Origin of the sequence: Tateyamaria rhodophyticola (assembly GCF_047777875.1) — a bacterium.
Lineage (GTDB): Bacteria > Pseudomonadota > Alphaproteobacteria > Rhodobacterales > Rhodobacteraceae > Tateyamaria.
Map to the genome: position 1 here is coordinate 285,828 of NZ_CP180519.1, position 21,397 is coordinate 307,224.

Sequence of the window (21,397 nt, forward strand, 5' to 3'; positions counted from 1 at the left end):
GCACCGATGCGCGCCGCCCGCAGGTGTTATTCCGCCGGAGCGGCCTTCAGGGTTTGCAAGTCGCTCAACCGGTCGCGGCGCATCAGCACCCAGACAAGGCAGGCGACATAGATGCCGATCACGGCGGTGCCGACCCACTGGATCTGCAACCACTGGCTCTGGAACAGCAGGGTCAGCACGAACAGAAGCGCGGCATTGCCCAGCACGTACTGGATCTTGCCGTAGCGGTCGGCGGTCACATTCAGGTTGTCGGTGTAAAGCCGGATCAGCGAGTCAAACGAGTTGATCACGAACAGGATGCCCACAACGGTCATGGACCAGTTCACGAGGCCGGTCATGTCGATGGCATTGAGGTGATACCAGTAGGCCACGGTGAACCACACGCCCAAGGGGATCGACGGGAAGATCAGCAGTGCCGCCAGCAGCTGCCATGTGGTCAGCCCGCCCACGAAACGCGACGTGAACTGTCCGATCATGATCGACCACGCGAACCACCAGAACAGATAGAATTCGTGGTAGTCGGTCAGCGGAATGATGAACTTGTGGATATTGGCAAAGTAACCGCCGATATTGCTGCCCGTGCTCAGGAACTCGCCAAAGCCCATGCCGCCATTGATCCACATGAACGCGATCAGCGCAAAGAACACGAAAGTCGAGGAGACCGACAGGATCTTCACGTATTTGATGTCCGTGGACGAATAGGACGCCGCGAGGATCACGAGGAAGCAGATCACGTAGAACGCGGGGATCACCGTTTCGCCATCGCCCACTTCGGGGATGTAATACGGCATGTAGATCAGGAAGAGCGCGCCGGTAAACGCACAGGTCGTGATGATGACAAGGTTATTGATCAGCTTGACGATGCCGTTCTCAAAGAACTTCACCCGCGGTTCAATCGCGCAGAAATAGAACGCCGTCAGGAAATAGAACGCCCAGATCAGAAAGCCCCAGAAGCCGAATTCGAGCGCCAGCGGGTTGGTGAACGCATAGGCCGGTTCCGTCGCCGTATCCGCATACAGCGGGAAGTCGAAAGCGATCGGGAACATGATCAGGCCCACGTCGAGGCCGGATGTGAACAGGATCGCGATGAACACGAACAGGCTGACGGGTTGCGGTCCCGTCAGGCGCACGTTCCAGTATTTGACGGTGACAAACGCCACCAGCACAAAGGCCAGCAGCACACCGAATGAGATGATCGTCGTTAACATGGTCAAGGTCCCTCCTTGTTGGTCTTGTGGCTTTGGCACCTGTTGTTTGTGGTCCATCACGGCCCGGCACCGGGGTCATGTGATGGTTTATTCTCCGCGCGGAAACCTCTGATTTTCCTCAACATCGTTGAGATCCATGTGGTTGCGCATGAACCGTTCGGACGCCTTTTGCAATGGCTGGTAATCCCAGGGGTAATACCCGCCCTCGCGCAGCGCCTCGTACACGACCCAACGGCGCGCCTGACTGACCCGCACATCCGCATCATAGCGATCAAGATCCCACCGCGCCTCTGATTTCGCGCGCAAGGACGTCAGCGTGCCCTGATGTTCAGGCACCTCGGCCAGGTTGGTCAGCTCGTGCGGGTCGGCCTCCAGATCAAAAAGCTGATCAGGGTCGAGCGCGCAGCGGTTGTATTTCCACTTGCCATAGCGCAGCGACACCATCGGCGCATAAGACGCCTCCGCCGCGTATTCCATCGCCACCGGCTCGGTGCGTGCCACACCCTGCCCTTGCGGCACGAGGCTTTGGCCTGCGGTCCAGGGCGCCACCTCTGACATGTCTACACCCGCCAGATCGCAGAGCGTCGGGCACACGTCGATATTGCTGACCGGGTCGGTCACCCGCCCCGGTTTCATCGACGGCGCCGAAATCATGAGCGGCACCCGCGCCGATCCCTCAAGGAACGACATCTTGAACCACAGCCCGCGCTCACCCAGCATATCGCCGTGGTCGGACACGAACAGGATGATCGCCTCTTGTCGCGTCGTCTCCAGCGCCTCCATCACCTCTCCGATCTTGTCGTCGAGATAGGAGATGTTGGCGAAATAGGCCCGACGCGACCGGCGGATATCGTCTTCGGTGATGTCAAAGCTGCGCCAGTCATTGGCGTCAAAGATGCGCTGCGAATGCGGATCGTGATCGTCATAAGCCATCGCGGGCACCTGCGGCAGCAGGTGTTCGCAATCCGCGTAGAGATCCCAGTATTTCTTGCGTGCCACATACGGGTCGTGCGGGTGCGTGAAACTCACCGTCAGGCACCATGGCCGTGCATCGTGCCCGCGCGCCAGATCATAGACCTTGCGCGTCGCGTGATAGGCGACCTCGTCATCATATTCCATCTGGTTGGAAATCTCGGCCACGCCCGCACCCGTGACAGACCCCATGTTGTGATACCACCAGTCAATCCGCTCGCCCGGTTTGCGGTAATCCGGCGTCCAGCCGAAATCGGCCGGATAGATGTCAGTGGTCAGGCGCTCTTCGAACCCGTGCAGCTGTTCGGGGCCCACGAAATGCATCTTGCCCGACAGGCAGGTCTGATAGCCTGCGCGGCGCAGATGGTGGGCATAGGTCGGGATCGAGGACGGGAATTCGGCGGCGTTGTCATAGACACCCGTGACGCTTGGCAACTGGCCCGACATGAAGGACGCGCGCCCCGGCGCACAGAGCGGCGAGGCGGTGTAGGTGTTGGCAAAGCGGGTCGACCGGGAAGCCAGCGCCTTGAGGTTGGGCGCGTGCAACCACTCGGCAGGGCCATCGGGAAACAGGGTCCCGTTCAGCTGGTCCACCATGAAGATAAGAATGTTCGGCTGGCTCATGTGCCCGCTCCCGTCATCTGGTCCAGCGCGCGCCGGATCGTGCCTTTGGCCGCCTCTGCCGTCATGCCGCCGCCCAGGGCCGCACGCAGGTACAGCCCGTCAATCAACGCCGCCAACAGCGCCGCATCCGCATCCGCCGACCGGCTCAACGGGCGCAACGCATGGCGCAGGTTTGTATGCAGCCGTGCCTGATACATCCGCAGCAGCCGGTTGGTTTCGGGATGCGTCGCGGCCTGGGCATAAAGGGTCATCCACGCGCCGACAGTCGCGGGATCAAAGCAGGACGGCGCAAAGCTCGCCTCGATCAACGCCTCCGCGCGGGCGCGTGGCGTGCGTGCGCGGCGCAGGCCCGCCACAACCTCGGCCCGGAACACCCGCAGGATGTGCCCCATCGCGGCGAGGAATATCTGATCCTTGCCCCCGAAATAATGATGCGCCAGCGCCGAGGACATGCCCGCCCGCCGCGCGATCTGGCTGACCGTGACGTCGAGTGTGCCCGCCGCCCCAATCTCGGCGATGGTGGCGCGGACCAGCGCGTCACGGCGTATCGGTTCCATTCCCAGCTTAGGCATGGGCGGCAAACTGCTGGTTTTTTATTGACTCGTCAATCAATAAAAAATGTCAGAGTTTCGTCGCAGGGCTCGGCGGGGTGATGGAGCGGCGTTTCAGAACCGCCTCGCGCCAGGTGATATACGTCACCGCCCCCAGGATCAGCACACCGCCAAAGATCACCCACGCATCCACCGGTTCGGCAAAGAACAGCGCCCCCAGAAGCACCGCCCACACCAGTTGCAAAAACGTGACCGGCTGTGTGACCGTCACAGGTGCTGCGGCAAATGCCATGGTCATGGTGTAATGTCCGGCGGTGGCAAAACAGGCCACGATGAACAACAGACCCAGATCCCCCCATGTGGGCGTCACCCAGTCGGCCAGCGCAAAGGGGGCAAGGCCGATGGTCACAAAAATCGACAGCATCGCCACCACGACCGCCGGTTTCGCCTCGTCCGCCATGATCTTGGCCAACAGGTAAGAGCCCGCAAAGAAGATGGCGCAGAACACCATGGCGATATGCCCCGGCGCCACTTCGCGGAACCCCGGTCGCAGGATCACCGCCACCCCGATGAGCGCCACGACAACGGCGGCAATCCGGCGCGCCGCGAGCCGTTCGCCCAGAAACAGAGCTGCCCCGATGCTCACATAGACGGGCGCGAGATAGTTCATCGCGGTGACTTCGGCGATGGGGATGCGCGTCATGGCATAGAACCAGAGCATGACGCCAATCGCATGAAAAAATCCGCGTGCACCGAAAAGACCCCATTGCCGCCGCGTGATAAGTGCCGACCGCACCGCAGGCAGCATCGGGATCAGGAACACCAGCCCCAGAACATAGCGCAGGAACGCCGCCTCTGCGGGCGGCACGCGCGGCCCCATGATCTTGACCAGCGCGGTGACGGCAACAAAAAGCGCGCCCGTCACCAGCATCCAGAAGATGCCCTTGAGGGGATTCTGCGGCGTGGGGGTCATGGCGCTATCAAGCGGCAAAGCCCCCGCGCGTGCAACCTCACAAATACAGCAATTTCAGCGCGATGCCCCACATCGTGAGCGCAATGATGGCGTCCAGCACCTGCCACGCCCGCGGATTGGCAAAGAGCGGTCCGAGAAGGCGCGCGCCATAGCCCAACGAGAAAAAGAACACGAAACTGCCCGTCATCGCCCCCGCACCAAAGGCAAAGCGGTCGGGGTATTGCGCCGAAATCGACCCCAGCAACACAACGGTGTCGAGATAAACATGCGGGTTCAACCACGTCAGCGCCAAAAGCGTCAGGATGGCGCTGCGCAGGCTTTGCGTCTCCGCCCCGCCCGCATCAAGGGATTGCCCCCCGCGCCACGCCGAGCGCGCATTGATCCACCCGTACCACAGCAGAAACGCCGCCCCGCCATAGCGCATCAACGGCTCAAACCACGGCACCGCTTCGGCCAGCGCGCCAAAGCCCGCAACACCCGCCAGGATCAACAGCGCATCCGAGATGGCACAGGTCAGCACAACCGGCAGCACATGCATGCGCCGCAATCCCTGTCGCAGCACAAATGCATTCTGCGCCCCAATGGCGAGGATGAGGGTCAGGGAAAGAAGGAAACCGGGAACAAAGGATGTCATTTGACGCTCTCAAGACTGTTCCGCCTGCCTATCGGCAGCGGCACGCCGTCACAACCTCTGGAAAAGGCGAAAATCAGCTATTCGTTTTTTGCACAGCAGCAATGCGCAATTAAACGGAGACATGAGCGTTTTGCATACCTATATCCCTTCCACCCGAAAGACACGTACTGCCAGCATATGTCAGCTGTCACAGCTATCACGTTGATCTGATCATTGATGATTGGCGTATGACGTTAAGACACCCATATGCTGGTCAACGATAACAAGGATGAAATCCGATGCTCGACGACACATACGCAGTTGATCTGACCAAGCAGGACCTCGAACTGATCGAGGCCGCGCTGCAGACACAGGAAAAGATCCTGTCGGTTCAAAGCCGCGCCGGAGGCAGTGCCGCGCGTGCCCGTTTGAATGACCTCAAGGGCCTGATGCGCCGCCTGCGCCGCCAGACACCCGCCGCAACCGCGGCCAGCGCGCCCAGCTGGAGCCAGACCGCGCGCTCACTTTTCTTCTGATCACCACTCACAGGTGAACCGCGTGCGCCGCCCCGGGGATGGGGCGGCGCTTTGCGTTTTGGGCTCTGCCTTGGAGCGAAAAACGATTAACCCGCAACACCATGCATCACGTAACCCGTTGAAATCTTTGATTTCAGGCAGGGCTACGTGATCCAGGTCTTTGTATTTCTGCTCTAGCCAAGCAGCGCGTTGTCGTCGCGTTTGACCACGACGATGGACGACCGTGGCAGGCTGTCCGCGCCATCGGGGAACGGCGCATCGGGGTGCTGAATGCCCACGAACATCGTACGCCGGTCCGCCGACCACGTCAGACCCGTCACCTCTGACCCCTTGGGTCCGGTGAGGAACCGCCGGATCTCGCCGGTCACCGGGTCGCCCGCCAGCATCTGGTTGTTGCCCATGCCGGCAAAGTCACCCGCATTGTCATCGTCACCATCGGTCTGGATCCAGATCAGCCCGCTCGAGTCGATCTGCATCCCGTCAGGCGAGTTGAACAGGTTGCCCGCATTGATGTTGGCCGACCCGGCATAGGGGCCATCGGCGTGCACCGTCGGGTTGCCCGCCATCACATAGAGATCCCAGTCAAACGTCGCCGCCCCGTGATCGTCATTGTGCGGGCGCCAGCGCACGATCTGGCCATAGCGGTTGATCTCACGCGGGTTGGGCGCATTGGGCACCATCGGCTCCCCGGCTGCATTGGTGCGCACGTTGCCATCATCATCCAGCGCCCCGCGGCGCGAGTTGTTGGTCAGGCAGCAATAGGCCTCGACCGCTGTCGGGTTCACCGCGATCCACTCGGGCCGGTCCATGGTCGTGGCACTCACTTCGGTGGCGGCCATCCGGGTAAAGATCGCAATCTCGGCCTCCGACATACCGGTGTCTTCGGGCGTCAGCGCGATCCACGACCCGGTGCCGTCGTCGTTGAACTTGGCCACAAACAGCTGGCCGTCGCTCAGCAGGCGCGAGGTATCCCCACCCGGCACATAAATGCCCTCCGACACCCACTTGTACATGTATTCGCCACGCTCATCATCGCCCATATAGACGACCACGCGCCCATCCGGTGCCAGCGCATAGGCCGCATTCTCATGCTTGAAGCGGCCCAGAGCGGTATGCTTGACCGGTGTGCTGTTGGGCTTCCACGGGTCAATCTCGACGATATAGCCTGCGCGGTGCGGCTCGTTCGGGTTCTTCGTGATGTCAAAGCGCGCGTCAAACCCGTGGTAGTTATACCGGCCCTCGTCCACCTTGGTGCTCACCCCGTACCGCTTGAAGCCCGCGGCGTGCACATCGCTCAGCTGCGGCTCTTCGGTGGCTCCGAAATAGCCGTTGAAGTTCTCTTCACAGGTCAGATACGTGCCCCACGGCGTGCGCCCCGAGCCGCAGTTGTTGAACGTGCCCAGCGACATCGTACCGGTCGGGTCGGCCTCGGTCTTGAGCAGGTCGTGCCCTGCCGCCGGTCCGCTGATGGTCATCGGGGTGCGGTGGTGGATGCGGCGGTTATAGGGGCTGTCGACCACGACTTCCCAGCCGTTCTGGCCCTCGGCCACTTCCATCACGCTCACGCCCTGGAAGTTCTGCAGGCGCACCACGTCATCGGCCGAGGCTGGACGCCCCTCCTGTTCGGCGGGCAGGTTCGTCTTCGCGTTCACATATTCGCTGTTCACGACCAGCAATTGCGTGTCGCCCACATGAAACAGCTCCATCCCGTCCGTGTTTTCGCCAAACACCCGGTCCGAACCTGCCGTGGGAATGCCGGTGCTCGCATCGAATTCCGGCGCATCCGAAAACAGCGGATCGCCCCAACGCACCAGCGTCTCCCAGCTGTAGCCGCTGGGGACATGCACGGTGCCGTCCGTCTGTGGCGGTAGCTGGTCAAAGGCAAAGCGCGAGGTGGATGCCATCGCGGTTGTGCCCTTGAGCACCCCGGCACCCATCACAGCGGCGCCAGAGCCAAAGGCCAGCACACCGCCCAAAAACCCCCGTCGCGAGATCGCGCGTTCGACCACCTGGTCAAAGCCCTGTTCGGTGGGGCGCGGAAAATTCTGTTCGTCCCAGTCGTCAAAGGAAAGGTCTTGGGGGTCGATCTGTGTCATGTGTCGCTTCCTGTCAGGTGGCAATATCCGCCGCCCGGTCCGGGCGGTCTGGCGCAGAGGTAGGGGTCAAAGACAACACGGATGTGACAATCGGCCAAGAATATTCCCGCCATACGCGCAGTCACGGCAATTCCCCGCCACCCTCTTCCTCCGGAGGGCTGAGGGGGCGTCGCGCCGCATTGGCCTCAATCATTGCAGCGTCAAGCCCATGTTTCTCACACAATGCCGCAGCCTCTTCCCGCGCACCAGCCACCCCGGCCCGATCCCGCACGAAATGGCAGTCAATCAGCCAGCCGCACGTGGTCAGAAACCTCGGGTTGCCGGGGTCGTGGGCAAACGCTTTTTTCTGCAAATCATAAGCCTCCTGCAAGGGTGCCAAGGCCATCTCATATGCGCCAAGCTCCAACGCCGTCGACCCAAAATTCATGGCACGGGTTGCGAGTTGCCCGGCATCCGCACGCTCGATGGTCTTTAGCGTTTCAAACCCGTTGCGGTACGCCGCCAATGCTTCACTTTGCTTGTCCTGCTTCTTCCGAAAATACCCAAGTGTATTCCAATAGTGCGACATCTCGGCACTTTGCGCCCCAAACAGCTCTTCCCGGATCGCACGCGCATGCTCCAACGCCTGCTCCGCCTCGTCCTCCGCCCCATTCGCAACGGCACCCTCGGCCTCCATCCGTCTGATTGCGATGCTTGCCTGTTGCATATACGTGCCGGCCAAATCAGAGCGCGCCCCACCTTCTCGATGCACCTCATCCAAGGCAACTGCTTCGTTGATCAATCTCTGTGCTTCTGCCAAATCTTCGCTGCGCCCGGTGTTTGCCAAATTTATCGCCAAATTGCCCATTGCCAAGGGGACATCCCTGTCGGCTTCCCCCAAGCGCGCTGTCGTCAATTTCAAAGACCCCCGCTTCAGATCAATAGCACCCGCCACATCTGACTGACTGGACAGGTAAATCCCGGCCTGATTCAAAAGAAAATCCATCGCGGCCCAATCTGGCGTGTCCCAGTGATCGGTCCAAAGCGGTTCCGCCCATCTCCAAAGCGCCTGCACATGTGGCAGCAATGCACGACATTTGGGCCAACTGACGACATGACTGGCCTTTGACGGAAACTGCACCGCCAGCACCGCCGTCGCTCCACGCGCCGCGACCAATCCCTTGCTTTTGTCCGCATTGCTGTCCGCTCGTATCACCCGCTGGAAATCACGGTGCATCCGAAACGGGGTGTCATCGGCCCCGTCGCCCTCCAGCAGTGCGACCTGTCGCAATTCCTGCATTGCGTCCTCCAACTGCTCCGGCGACCGTGCCATCTGGTATATCGCCTTCGGAGTATGCCTGTTTTTGCTGATCTTCCGCGCCAACCATGGCATTTCCGGTATCTCCGACACCAATTCCGCGCGCAACTGGTCCGGCGCATACCACGCAAATATCCGCGCCAGCGCCAACGCATCCGCGCTTAGCCGTCCTAGCGTCTCCTGCACCACCCCCGCCGTTGTCCGGCCCAGATCGGTATCGAGACCCGGCACGGCGATCCGCTGGCTCAGGTAATCCACCCGCCGCACATAATCGGCAGGCGACTTTGACGGCGTCGCCGCCAGCCATTCGCCCGCCTGCACCAGCGACAGGGGCAACCGCCCCAGATGCTCCGCCAGCGCCGCAAACCCATCATCGTCGCGGCCGGATTCGTTGCGCAGGAGATCAATCGCATCCTCGACCTCCAGCACCTCAAGCGGTTTCGCGACAAACCCATCAGCCGTCCAATCCGGCCAGCGGCTTGTCACCAGCACATGCAGGTTGCGTCCGCGCGCGCCCCAATCCTGCATCAGCTGCGGACGTTCCACATTGTCATAGACCAGAAGCCACGTCTGATCCGCTGTCTTCTCCGCGATGAGCGAAAGCGCGTGGCGGGCCAAGGGCCGTACGCCCTCTGCCTCGGTCAGCGCCGGATTGAACTCCTTAGCCAGCGACGCAAGATCGATGACCAACTCGTCCTCGGTCCCGGCCCGTAGAATGCGGATGACGTCATAGTCGTCGGCATGCACGCGGGCGTAATAGCGACAGAGAGACGTCTTGCCGACGCCGCCGCCACCCGTGGGCACCGGTATGACCGCCCCCATGTCGCCCGACTGCAACAGATCACGCAGGGCGGCGACATCCTTGTCGCGTCCAAAAATCTTGCGTTTGTTGCCAATTTCAGCGGGGCGGTGGTCCACCAGAACCGGCCCGCCCTGGCTTGGTGCCAGCAAACGGACGACAGCGCGGACCCCGTACACCACGGTGCGAAACACAGCGTAAACAAAAGCCGCAATTCCAATGACCGAAGCAATCGCGCCGCCAACCGTGTTCAGCCAGCTCCAATCAAATGTCGCCCAGTCAATCGCGCCAAGGCTATCTGCACCCCAAAATGCAAGCCATCCGCCCATGTTTTCCGCCCCGTACCGTACCACAGGGCAGCAAACCACACATCACATCGTTTGCACACCAAAAACGGGAACTCAGCCGAGCTGTTCCATCACCTCGTCGGACGCCTCGAAATTGGTCGTCACGCGCTGCACGTCGTCGTCATCCTCAAGCGCATCGATCAGCTTCATCAGCTTCTCCATCGCCTCCAGGTCCATCTCGGTCGTGGTGGTCGGACGCCACACCAGCTTGGTGCTGTCGCTCTCGCCCAGCTCCGCCTCCAGCGCGTTCGACACATCGTTCAGATCCGTGTCCGCGCACCAGATCACATGCCCGTCCTCGGTGCTTTCCACGTCCTCGGCACCGGCCTCGATCGCGGCCATCATCACCGTGTCCGCATCGCCGACCTCGGCCGGGTACGTCACCTCGCCCTTGCGCTCGAACATGAACCCGACCGACCCCGTCTCCCCGAGGTTTCCGCCATTCTTGGTAAAGGTCGAGCGTACGGTCGACGCCGTCCGGTTGCGATTATCCGTCATCGCTTCGACAATCACCGCCACGCCGTTGGGGCCATAGCCCTCATAGCGGATCTCTTCGTATTCCTCGCCCTCACCGGCCTGGCTCTTCTTGATCGCCCGCTCGATGTTGTCCTTGGGCATGGACTGGCCCTTGGCCTCCTTCACGGCGAGGCGCAGGCGCGGGTTCTTGTCGGGATCGGGATCGCCCATCTTGGCGGCAATCGTGATCTCCTTGGACAGCTTGGAAAAGAGCTTGGCCCGGATCTTGTCCTGGCGCCCCTTGCGGTGCTGGATGTTTGCCCATTTTGAATGGCCTGCCATGGCTGCCTCTCTCCCGTGGTCCAAATCGCGTCCGCGCTGCTATACGGCAAGCGCGGCCACAGGGGCAAGACCACCCTGTGCATCAGCGCAGACCGGGTGCGCCTCGCCACGCCGTCCCGCCGCGTTATGATCCAGAGCACCGACACAGGGAGAGACCCATGGGCGTGATGATCAACGGCATGTATCAGACCGAAGACCCCGGCCCGGGCACCACGTCCAAGGGCGCCTATGAGCGCACCCGCAGCAGTCTGCGTAACTGGGTCACGGCAACGGGTCCGTTCACACCGGAGCCATCCCGCTACCACCTGATCGTTGCGTGGAATTGCCCGTGGGCGCATCGAACCTTGCTGGCCCGTGCGCTTCTGAACCTGACGGACATCGCGATCAGCGTGGCGCTGCCGGCCCGCACGGACCAGGGATGGGTCTTTGCGGCCACCGGGCCACATGCCGATCCGCTGATGGGCGCGCGGGCCGTGCACGAGGTCTATGCACGTCAGGACCCGCCCTATACCGGGCGCATCACGGTGCCCGTTCTGTGGGATACACACACGGAACAGATCGTCTCCAACGAAAGTGCCGACATCACCCGGATGATGACCACCGTCTTTGACCCCGACCGCAAGCTTGTGCCCGCACCGCTCGAGGATGACATCGACCGCTGGAACACGATGATCCACAGCCGGATCAACAACGGCGTCTACCGCGCCGGGTTTGCCCGCACGCAAGACGCATACGACGCCGCCGTCACCGACCTTTTTGCCGCATTGGACGAGATCGACGCGCACCTCGCCACCCAAGCCACGCTCACCGGTGACACCGTGACCGAAGCGGACCTGCGCCTTTTCCCGACGCTTGCGCGGTTCGACGTGGCCTACCACTACGCATTCAAATGCAACCTCGCCAGGCTCAGCGACCATGAACACCTCTGGGACTATGCCCGCGCCTTCCATGCCCTCCCGGGCGTGGCCGACACGGTCAAACCCGACATCTACAAGGCGGGCTACTTTTCCCGGTCAGAGCTGCGCAACCCGCTGGGCATTGTCCCCGCAGGCCCCAAAGTGGACTGGTCCGCGCGCACAACACGCACGCTGCGCCTGCCCTGAAAGCAGGCTCACCGGGCGGAAGCCCCTTCTTCTGGCTGAAAATACCACGGGGGGCGCGGCACGCGCGGGGGCAGCGCTCCCTCCGAAACCCGCCACATGCCCCACATCTCCCCTTGTTCTTGATGGCACGCCACAACATTGTGCGCCCATGACCCAGGACCAGATCATCCTCTTCGCCCTGTTCGGCGCTGTCTTCGGCCTCCTGCTCTGGGGGCGGTTTCGCTATGATATCGTCGCCTTCTCCGCGCTGATGGCGGGGGTGGTGCTGGGCGTGGTGCCGACAAAAGACGCGTTTTCGGGCTTCGGCCACCCCGCCACGCTGGTGGTGGCGCTGGTGCTGGTGGTCTCTGCGGGCCTCGTGCGCTCGGGTGCTGTGTTCCTGATCACCCGCACGCTTATCGACGCCTCCCGCAGCCTTGGGGCGCATATCACGCTCATGGGCGCTGTGGGCGGCGTGCTGAGCGCCTTTATGAACAACGTGGCGGCCCTCGCCCTCTTGATGCCCGTCGACATCCAGACGGCGCGCAAAGCCGGGCGCAGCCCCGGCCTCAGCCTGATGCCGCTGAGCTTTGCCACCATCCTCGGGGGCATGGTCACCCTGATCGGAACCCCGCCCAACATCATCATTGCCGCCATCCGGGAGGAATCGCTGGGCGAGCCGTTCCGGATGTTCGACTTTGCGCCCGTGGGCGGTGCCGCGGCCATCGCAGGCCTTGCCTTTGTGGCGCTGATCGGTTGGCGGTTCATCCCTGCACGCAACGGCGATGCCGCCCCCGACGATGCGCTCTCCGAATACATTGCCGAACTCACCGTGCCCGAAGGCTCCAAACACGCCGGAAAACGTGTGGGTGAGCTGGAGGAAGAGGCGGAAAAGGCTGACGTGGCCATCATCGGTCTGATCCGCGATGGCCAGCGCCGCTATGGACGCGCGCGCAATGCGGTCCTGCGCGAAGGCGATGCGCTGGTGCTTGAGGCGACGCCGGATGCGCTGGATGAATTCCGCAGCGCACTCGGCCTCGCCGTGGCCGATGCCAAGCGTGAAGAGGCGCTGCGCGCCGCGGGTGACGGGGTCGAGATCATCGAAGTTGTCGTGACCGACCAATCCCGCCTGATTGGGCGCACGGCCCAGGCCGTGGGCCTCAGCTGGCGACAATCGACCGTGCTCATGGGCATCTCGCGCGGGGGCAAGCGGATCACCAAACAGATCCGCAAGACGCCTGTGCGCGCGGGCGACATCCTGCTGCTCTTGGTGCCGCGCGACACGGGCACGGATGTGACCGCCTGGCTGGGCAGCCTGCCGCTTGCCGAACGCGGGCTTGCTGTGACGGCGGATGACAAGGTGTGGCTCGCCATCGGTCTTTTTGCCGGAGCTGTGGTCGCGGCCAGCCTCGGGTTGATCTATTTGCCGGTGGCACTTGGCCTTGTCGTCGTGGCTTTCGTGCTGTCCAAGATTGTGCCCTTGTCCGAACTCTACACCCATATCGAATGGCCTGTGGTTGTGCTGCTCGGCTCGATGATCCCGCTGGGCGCCGCGCTTGAGACATCAGGCGGCACAGAATTGATCGCGGGTTGGCTTGTGGCGCTGACCTCCGGCATGCCGGCATGGGCGGTGCTGACCGTGCTGATGATCGTCACCATGAGCCTGTCGGACGTGCTCAACAACACCGCGACCACCATCGTCGCGGCCCCTGTGGGGATCCAGATGGCGCAAAGCCTTGGCGTGTCGCCCGACCCGTTCCTGATGGCTGTGGCCGTCGCGGCGTCCTCGGCCTTTCTCACCCCCATCGGGCACAAGAACAACACGCTGATCCTTGGGCCCGGCGGGTACAACTTTGGTGATTACTGGCGCATCGGCCTGCCGCTTGAGGTGATCGTTGTCGCCGTATCGATCCCGGCAATCCTGATCTTCTGGCCGCTCTGAACCAAGCGTCACCGTTGCGCCGCGCGCATTTGCGCGCGTAACGTGTCGGCAAAGGGGGGCCGTTCATGGATATTCTGATCAACGTGGTGCTGCCACTGTCGCTGGCGATCATCATGCTCAGCCTCGGCGTCGGCCTGACGGTTGCGGATTTTGCCCGCGTTTTGCGCGCACCGCGCGCCTTTGCCATCGGGGCCGCGTCGCAGGTGGTTCTTCTGCCGCTGGCCGCCTTCGTTGTGGCAACGGCCTTTGGCCTGCCACCCGAACTCGCCGTGGGCCTCATGCTGCTCAGCTTCTGTCCCGGCGGTGTCACGTCGAACATGGTGGCCAAGCTGTCGCGCGGCGATGTCGCGTTGTCGGTGTCGCTGACGGCTGTGATCAGTCTGCTCACGCTCCTGACCCTGCCTACGCTCGCCGCGTGGTCTGTCGTCCACTTCATGGGCGATGCCGCACCGGAAGTCTCGGTCGCAGCATTGACCGTCGCGGTGTTCCTGATCACCACCCTGCCCGTCGCCATCGGCGTTGCGTTGCGCCATTTTGCGCCGGGGATCGCAACGCGGATCGAACCGGTGCTGTCTGCGCTCGCGACCGTTCTGTTCATCGTGATCGTGCTGGCGGCCCTTGCCGGGAACTGGGACGTGTTCACCACCAATCTGCCGACCCTGGGCCCTGCGCTGATCACGCTCAACGTGGCCCTGCTGCTGATCGGCCTTGGCCTCGCACGCGCGGCCCGGCTCGCCTGGGACCAGGCCAAGACCGTATCGATCGAGACGGGCATCCAGAACGCCACATTGGGCATCGCCCTGGCTGCGATCATATCGGGCCAAAGCGAAGGGTTCAGCGCCATGGCGCTTCCGTCGGGCGTGTACGGCATCACAATGTATCTCGTCGCAGCACCGTTTGTGCTGTGGTTTCGCCGCCGCTGAAGGAGCGCATCATGGACAGTGCAGACGCCATCATCGTGGGCTCCGGCCTGTCGGGCCTTGTGGCTGCGGCCGAATTGGGGGACCGGGGCAAGCGGGTGATCATCGTCGATCAGGAGCCGCGCAGTTTTCTGGGCGGTCAGGCGTTTTGGTCCCTGGGTGGGCTGTGCATGATCGACACGCCCGAACAGCGCCGTATGGGCATCCGCGACAGCCGCGCGCTCGCGCTCAATGACTGGATGGGCAGCGCGCAGTTCGACCGGGACGAGGACCACTGGCCCCGCAAATGGGCCGAGGCATATCTGGACTTTGCAGCCGGCGAGATGCGCCCGTGGCTGCATGGCATGGGCCACCGCTGGTTCCCGGTGGTGGGCTGGGCCGAACGGGGCGGCGGGTTTGCAAACGGGCACGGCAATTCCGTGCCACGTTTTCATATCACATGGGGCACCGGCCCCGGCATCATCGAACAGTTCGTGCGGCGCTGCGAAGAGCATGAGCGCGCGGGGCGGATCACGTTCCATTTCCGCCATCAGGTGGACCGGATCGACATGGAAACCGGTGCGGCTGTTGGCGTCTCTGGCACCATCCTCGCGGATGACGGCGCTGCGCGCGGGCAGAAAACAAATCGCGATGCGGTGGGCGACTTTGCCCTGCGTGCGCCGTCCGTGATTGTCACCTCCGGCGGCATCGGCGGCAATTTCGAGATGGTGCGCAAGGTCTGGCCCGCGGACCGGCTTGGCCCTGCGCCCAAGACCATGGTGGCAGGCGTGCCCGCGCATGTGGATGGCCGCATGATCAGCATTTCAGAGGACGCGGGCGGGCATGTGATCAATGGTGACCGCATGTGGCACTATACCGAAGGGGTCAAGAACTGGGACCCGATCTGGCCCGCACATGGCATCCGTATCCTGCCGGGCCCGTCGTCGATGTGGTTCGACGCAGAAGGCAACCGCTTCGCGCCGCCTGCCCTGCCCGGGTTCGACAGCATGGGCACCCTGCGCGAGATCCTGAAGACGGGCTATGACTACAGCTGGTTCGTGCTGACCCAGAAGGTGATCAAAAAGGAATTTGCCCTGTCAGGTTCCGAACAGAACCCCGATTTCACGTCCAAGAAATGGTCCGAGGTGATCAAGCAGCGCATCCTTGCAGGCAAGCGCGCCACCGACCCCGTGGAGGCATTCAAGGAACGGGGCGAGGATTTCGTGGTGGCAAACGATCTTGCCACCCTCGTGCGCGGCATGAACCAGGTGGCGGGCGGTAACCTGATCGATGAGGCGCGATTACGCACCCAGATCGAGGCGCGTGATGCGCAGGTCGACAACCCGTTTTCCAAAGATGCGCAGATGATGGCGATCCATGCGGCGCGCAACTACCGTGGCGACCGCCTGATCCGGACGGCCAAACCGCATAAATTCCTTGATCCCGCCAACGGCCCGCTGATCGCTGTCAAATTGCATATCCTGACGCGCAAGACGCTGGGCGGGCTGCAAACCAATCTGGATAGCCAGATGATCGGGGCGGATGACGCGGTTGTGCCGGGCCTCTTCGCCGCTGGTGAAGTGGCAGGCTTTGGCGGCGGCGGCTACCACGGCTACAACGCGCTCGAGGGCACGTTCCTTGGTGGCTGCATCTTTTCGGGGCGCAATGCCGGTCGCAGCAACACCATCGCCTGAACCGGTCGCGCGTGTTTCGATGCGGGGCGGACATTTTTTGCAAAAAATGTGCGCCCCGAAGGGGCGTTGCGCCTCAGGGTTCGCGAAAAGCCTCGCGTGATTTGTAAAGTGGCTTCAGCAAATACTGCAGCACTGTCTTTGATCCTGTGTGCAGCTCCACCTCCGCCTGCATGCCGGGGCGCATCGCGATCCCCCGCTGCCGCTCGGTCAGGGCCGTGCGGTCCACCGCCACCGTCACCTTGTAATGCGGATCGCCGCCCTCTTTGCGCTCATCCTTGAACGTGTCCGCAGAGATCAGTTTCACCTCCCCCTTGAGCGCGCCGAAGATGGTGTAGTCATAGGCCGACAGCTTCACTGTCGCTTCCTGCCCTTCGCGCACGCCCGCGATATCCTTGGGCGGGATCTGCGCTTCTACGAACAATTCCTCATCCAGCGGGATGATCTGCAAAATCTCTTCACCGGGGCGCACCACACCGCCGATGGTCGTCACGGCCAGATTGTTCACCACACCGCGCACGGGCGAGGTCAGGATTGTGCGGTTCAGCTGGTCCTGCGCCGCCTTGAAATTCTGCCGCAAGGTGTTCAGCTCCTTGAGCGTGTCGGAATAGGTCTGCGCGCGCTCCAGCTCTGTCTGCGTGATAATCTCATCCAGCTTGATCCGCGCATCGGCCCATGCTTTGCGCGCCCGCGTCACCTCGATTAGCGCCACGATCTGCCGATCCAGCAGCCGCTCCAGCAGCTCCTTTTCCTGTTCCGCCTGATCCAGCACGCGCTCGGCCCCCTCGCGGCGGCTCACGAAGTCGGTCTGACGCGCCATGAGCAGCGACCGTTCGGACGCGACAACCCCCGGCATCCGCGCCTCCAGTTCCAGCGGTACGTCAAAATCAAACTGCCCGGCCAGCTCCGCCTCCAGCCGCAACTGGCGCACGGTGAGGGCCGTGATCTGATCCTCCAGATCATCTGACTGGGATTGGAACTGCGTCGATTGCAGACGCGCCAGCACATCACCGCGTTCGATCACATCACCTTCTGCCACCGCCAATTCGGCCAGAATGCCGCCTTCGAGGTTCTGGATGATCTGCGGGCGCGAGGACGAGATCATCTCACCCTGACCGCGCACGATCTCATCGACCCACGCCAGTGCTGCCCAGATCACAAACACCAGAACCGCTGCCGCCACGATCCAGATCAGGCGCGAGGGCCCGCGCATCTGATCCTCCATCTGTCCGTCCAGCGATGCGATGCTCATGCGATTTTCCCCCGGACCTGTACTGGTGCACCCTGCCCTGCGATATGGGCCAGCACTTCGTCGCGCGGGCCGTCCACGCTCATGCGGCCATTTTGCAGGATCAGCGTGCGCGAGGTCAGCGACAGGATCGGCACGCGGTGCGTGGCGATGATCGCCGTGCGCCCCTTGAGCCATGTTTCCAGACGGCTGACGATCGTCGCCTCCAGCCGTTGATCCAATGCCGCGGTCGGTTCATCCAGCAGGCAAATCTTTGGATCCTGCAACCATAGCCGCGCCCAGCCGATGGACTGCCGCTGCCCGATCGACAGACCCTGCCCGCCATCGGAAATCTCCAGATCCAGCCCCTTGTGGTGGTTGCGCACAAACGGTCCAAGCCCCGCAAAATCCAGCGCTTCCATCAACCGCGCATCGTCGCGCTCCAGCATGGTCAGGTTCAGGTTGTCGCGCAGCGTGCCGGTGAACAGGCGCACGTCCTGTCCCAGATAGCCGATCAGGCGGCGCAGGTCGCGCGGCTCGATCTGGCCCATCTCGGTGCCGTCGATCAGGATGCGCCCCTTCGTCGGCGCATAAAGCCCCGACAGCAGTTTCAGCAGCGAAGACTTGCCCGCCCCGTTGGGGCCCAGAACGGCCACACGTTGGCCCGGCATGATCTGCACGCCCGGAATGTCGAGGGTCGGCGCGCCGTCCTCGTCATACTGGAACGCCACCTCGCGCAGCTCGAAATGCCCCTCCAGCGCCTCGCGCCTTAGGTAGGTGCGGGAGGGGTCGGCGTCCTGTGCGGCACCGGCCACCTGTTCCAGACCATCCAGTGCCGCCTTGACGTTGCCCCAGCGGGCCATGGTGCTGGCCAACTGCGTAAGCGGTGCAAGTGTCCGCGACGTCAGGATGCCCACCGCGATGATGGAGCCCACGGTGAACTGGCCTGCAAACACCAGATACGTGCCCGCGATGACCGCCGCCACATAGGTCAGCTGCTGCATGCCCTGCGACCAGAAGGTGAGCACCGACGCCAACCGTCGTTGTTCCGAAGACTTCAGCGCACTGAGCGTGGTCAGTTCCGCCCAGAGCCGCGCCACACGGTCCTCGGCGCGCAGCGTCTTGACCGTGTCGGCCTCGAATATCGTCTCGTGCAGCAGGCGCGCGGATTTGGCGGACGCGCCTTGGGTCTCCTGCGTCAGGCGCAACATGCGTTTCTGCATCAGGAACCCGGGGATCAGCATCAGGATGCCACCCAGCATCAGAACCCACACCACCGGCCCCGCGATGGACGCCACCAGCAGCAGGAACACAAAGATGAACGGGATGTCGGCAATGGTGCCGATGGTCGAGGCGGTAAAGAACTCGCGCACCGACCCGAACTCGCGCATGGCCGAGAATGTCATGGAGGGCGGTTGCGACCGGTTGTCGGACCGCATCCCCATGATCCGGTCCATCAGCAGGCGCAGCACGCGCAACTCGATCTGTCGCCCGGCCCCGTCCATCAGGCGGGCACGCGCGATCTTGAGCATCGCCTCGAGCGTCAGCGCGAGGCCTGCGCCTATGGCCAGCACCCACAGGGTCGCGTGGCTTTGATGCGGGATCACGCGGTCATAGACCTGCAAGGAAAACAGCGCGACGGCCACCGCCAGAAGGTTGGCCACAAACGACCCAAGCGCGATTTCACCAAGCGCACCCTTGAACGACAGAAACTCGCCCCAGAACCAATGCGGGGCCTTTGTCTCGGTCTTGTGGGTGGCGGCAATCTGCGTCAGCGGCGCTTCGGCCTTGATGATGCGACGGGCGAAATGAGGGGCGAAGGCATCCATCGGGATGTCAGCGCGGTTGTCGGGACATGTGTGATCATAAAGCGTGACCGCACCGCGCGTTTGCCCCAGCACCAGCACCATTTGTCCGCTTTTCATAAACGCCAGTGCGGGCCACAGCGACGCATCCGGCGCCGCCACGGTCCGGGCGTGCGCCACGAGGCCCGCAGCCTTAAGACAACCCGCAAACGCATCAGCCTCTTGTGCGTCGGTTGCGTCCGACGGCAAGCGGCCCCGCAAATCGTCGCTCAGATCATGGCGCGCGGTCTGCACGCCCAGCAGGCCTGCATAAATCCCCGCCAGATCGATCCGGCGATCCAGATCGTCGCGCACGACGTTGGTGTTGTCGGCCTCCGGCGTCTTGGGCCGCTTGATCAGCCCGGCAGTCAGCGGTTTGCGCGGCGCTTGCGCCTTGACGGGCTTGGACGCGGCGGGGGTCTGTTTCAATTCGGCCGTCAACCGCGTGCGCTTGCCGTTGGACACGGTCATGGACAGCGGGCGGCGGCCCGATGGGTCGGAGGACGTCAAATCTGATCTCCGTCGGCCAGAACACCCTGTACCCGGGCCAGTTCGATCTGCAAGCGCAGCGCATCGTATTTCAGGGCCAGCTCGGCCTCTTGCCGGGCGGCAAACGTCTCATAGACGCCAATCACATCCATCACCTGACGCTGCCCGCCTTTGTATTGCTCCTGAAAGAGGTCGAGGTTCGCCTTGGCCCCTTGGGTCAGGTGCCGCGCCTCGCCTGCTTGACGGGCGGTTGCGGCCACATCGCCTTCGAGGCGGCGCAGGGTGCGGTTTGCATCCTCATTTGCCTGCGCGACCTGACGGCCTGCGGCCTCCTGCGCGGCCTCGATGGCGCGCAACCGTGCGGGCGTGCCAAGGCCAAGACCCGGACCACCAACCGTGATCCCCGCCCCGCCATTTTCGCCGATGGTCGCCTGTGCGCCGATCCCCGGCAACTGGCTGGCGCGTTCAATGCGGGCCTGCGCGATGCTGCGGTGCTTTTCGGCTTCGGCGCGGGTGACGGTGAGCGGCTGTGCCTCGGTTCCCTCGACCCGCAGCGTGTCGATGCCACGCACATCATCCAGCGGAGAGATCGCCATGGCGTTCAGTTCGGCAATGGCCGTTGTCTGCGCCTCTTCGGCGGCAGCGGTCGCCGCACGGATTTCCGACAGCTTGGCGCGGATCACGTTGAGGTCGGACATGTCGGACACGCCACCCCGGACGCGTTCGGACATAACCCATTCAAAATGCTGCATATCCTTGAGTGTCGCGCGGTGCAGTGCTGCCGCCTCGCGCGCCTGTGCTGCGTCCAGATAAAGACCCAGAGCAGTGGACACGCGGTCATTTGTGTCTTCGGCCAGGGCAACGGCGGCGACCTCTACATCGGCCTTGGCAAAGGCGCGTTCGCCCTTCTTACGGCCATTGTCGAAGAGCACCGCGTCCACCACGATCTGACTGATCAGATCGCCGAGCGAGTTGAGCGAGATGCTGGGCCCCACGGTGGGCAGCCAGTTCTTGGACGCCGCCGCCGCGCGCAACCGGGCCGCCCGCAATTCCGTTTCCGCAGCGCGCGCATTGGCGGCCAACACTGCGGTGCTCACGCGGTCATAGGCGCTGCCCGAGGGCAGTACCGACCGGCGCGCCAGCAAGTTCTGCAACACCACGCTTTCCGCGTTCAGCGTTTCGTCATGTTTGGTCGGTGTCTGCGCCAGTGCGGCCACCTGCACGCCGCCCGTCTCGGGCGCCACACGCGTGCCGATGCCCGCGCCCAGCTTGGCCACCACCGGATTGTCTGTCAGTGCCTCGTCGCACCCTGCCTGCAGGGTCAGTGCGGCGCACAGTGCCGCGACCTTGATACTACCTTGCCCCATAGCGTCCCCGTTTCGGGTTATCGTTTTTGGAGGTGGGCGCG

At 63.0% G+C, this 21,397-nt stretch carries 16 protein-coding genes; 5 read left to right on the forward strand and 11 right to left on the reverse strand.

The window, feature by feature from the left end:
* Positions 1 to 26 precede the first annotated feature (26 nt).
* The 5 genes from ACERHN_RS02775 to ACERHN_RS02795 all read right to left on the reverse strand — a co-directional run bounded on the left by ACERHN_RS02775 (position 27) and on the right by ACERHN_RS02795 (position 4,962).
* A complete protein-coding gene (locus ACERHN_RS02775) occupies positions 27 to 1,208 on the reverse strand; it encodes a BCCT family transporter (protein WP_415922792.1) in 1,182 nt (393 codons plus the stop codon).
* A gap of 87 nt (positions 1,209 to 1,295) precedes the next feature.
* Entirely contained in the window at positions 1,296 to 2,804 is a 1,509-nt protein-coding gene (betC, locus tag ACERHN_RS02780; RefSeq protein ID WP_415921121.1) for a choline-sulfatase, read from the reverse strand.
* Positions 2,801 to 3,376: a choline-responsive transcriptional repressor BetI gene (gene betI / locus ACERHN_RS02785; protein WP_415921122.1), complete on the reverse strand. Its 576-nt coding sequence runs from the start codon at positions 3,374 to 3,376 to the stop codon at positions 2,801 to 2,803. Before betI ends, betC begins: the two co-directional genes overlap by 4 nt.
* A 49-nt stretch (positions 3,377 to 3,425) precedes the next feature.
* Positions 3,426 to 4,328: a DMT family transporter gene (locus ACERHN_RS02790; protein ID WP_415921123.1), complete on the reverse strand. Its 903-nt coding sequence runs from the start codon at positions 4,326 to 4,328 to the stop codon at positions 3,426 to 3,428.
* 37 nt (positions 4,329 to 4,365) lie between these two features.
* Complete coding sequence (locus ACERHN_RS02795) at positions 4,366 to 4,962, reverse strand: LysE/ArgO family amino acid transporter (protein WP_415921124.1); 597 nt, start codon at positions 4,960 to 4,962, stop codon at positions 4,366 to 4,368.
* A gap of 278 nt (positions 4,963 to 5,240) precedes the next feature.
* On the opposite strand from ACERHN_RS02795, the gene ACERHN_RS02800 reads away from it, so the two are divergent.
* Positions 5,241 to 5,477, forward strand: a complete 237-nt coding sequence (locus ACERHN_RS02800; protein WP_415921125.1) for a hypothetical protein — start codon at positions 5,241 to 5,243, stop codon at positions 5,475 to 5,477.
* A 173-nt stretch (positions 5,478 to 5,650) separates the two neighbouring features.
* Here the strand turns inward: ACERHN_RS02800 and ACERHN_RS02805 are convergent, their stop codons facing one another.
* The 3 genes from ACERHN_RS02805 to ACERHN_RS02815 all read right to left on the reverse strand — a co-directional run bounded on the left by ACERHN_RS02805 (position 5,651) and on the right by ACERHN_RS02815 (position 10,814).
* Complete coding sequence (locus ACERHN_RS02805) at positions 5,651 to 7,573, reverse strand: PhoX family protein (protein ID WP_415921126.1); 1,923 nt, start codon at positions 7,571 to 7,573, stop codon at positions 5,651 to 5,653.
* Positions 7,574 to 7,694: 121 nt separating this feature from the next.
* Entirely contained in the window at positions 7,695 to 9,998 is a 2,304-nt protein-coding gene (locus ACERHN_RS02810) for a hypothetical protein (protein ID WP_415921127.1), read from the reverse strand.
* Positions 9,999 to 10,070: 72 nt separating this feature from the next.
* A complete protein-coding gene (locus ACERHN_RS02815; protein WP_415921128.1) occupies positions 10,071 to 10,814 on the reverse strand; it encodes a YebC/PmpR family DNA-binding transcriptional regulator in 744 nt (247 codons plus the stop codon).
* A 158-nt stretch (positions 10,815 to 10,972) separates the two neighbouring features.
* Between ACERHN_RS02815 and ACERHN_RS02820 the strand changes: the two genes are divergently transcribed.
* From ACERHN_RS02820 to ACERHN_RS02835, 4 genes are all read left to right on the forward strand, one after another.
* Entirely contained in the window at positions 10,973 to 11,917 is a 945-nt protein-coding gene (locus tag ACERHN_RS02820) for a glutathione S-transferase family protein (protein ID WP_415921129.1), read from the forward strand.
* Positions 11,918 to 12,065: 148 nt separating this feature from the next.
* Positions 12,066 to 13,838 (forward strand): SLC13 family permease, encoded by a 1,773-nt coding sequence (locus tag ACERHN_RS02825; RefSeq protein WP_415921130.1) that lies wholly within the window; start codon positions 12,066 to 12,068, stop codon positions 13,836 to 13,838.
* Positions 13,839 to 13,903: 65 nt separating this feature from the next.
* Positions 13,904 to 14,761, forward strand: a complete 858-nt coding sequence (locus ACERHN_RS02830) for a bile acid:sodium symporter family protein (RefSeq protein WP_415921132.1) — start codon at positions 13,904 to 13,906, stop codon at positions 14,759 to 14,761.
* Between the two features lie 11 nt (positions 14,762 to 14,772).
* Positions 14,773 to 16,431: an FAD-binding dehydrogenase gene (locus tag ACERHN_RS02835; RefSeq protein ID WP_415921134.1), complete on the forward strand. Its 1,659-nt coding sequence runs from the start codon at positions 14,773 to 14,775 to the stop codon at positions 16,429 to 16,431.
* 73 nt (positions 16,432 to 16,504) lie between these two features.
* Here the strand turns inward: ACERHN_RS02835 and ACERHN_RS02840 are convergent, their stop codons facing one another.
* From ACERHN_RS02840 to ACERHN_RS02850, 3 genes are read right to left on the reverse strand one after another with little or no spacing between them, the layout of a single operon-like run.
* Positions 16,505 to 17,680 (reverse strand): HlyD family type I secretion periplasmic adaptor subunit, encoded by a 1,176-nt coding sequence (locus tag ACERHN_RS02840; protein ID WP_415921135.1) that lies wholly within the window; start codon positions 17,678 to 17,680, stop codon positions 16,505 to 16,507.
* On the reverse strand, positions 17,677 to 19,971 hold the full coding sequence (locus ACERHN_RS02845; protein ID WP_415922793.1) for an ATP-binding cassette domain-containing protein: 2,295 nt from the start codon (positions 19,969 to 19,971) through the stop codon (positions 17,677 to 17,679). Before ACERHN_RS02845 ends, ACERHN_RS02840 begins: the two co-directional genes overlap by 4 nt.
* A gap of 35 nt (positions 19,972 to 20,006) precedes the next feature.
* Positions 20,007 to 21,356 (reverse strand): TolC family protein, encoded by a 1,350-nt coding sequence (locus tag ACERHN_RS02850; RefSeq protein ID WP_415921136.1) that lies wholly within the window; start codon positions 21,354 to 21,356, stop codon positions 20,007 to 20,009.
* Between the last annotated feature and the right edge of the window lie 41 nt (positions 21,357 to 21,397).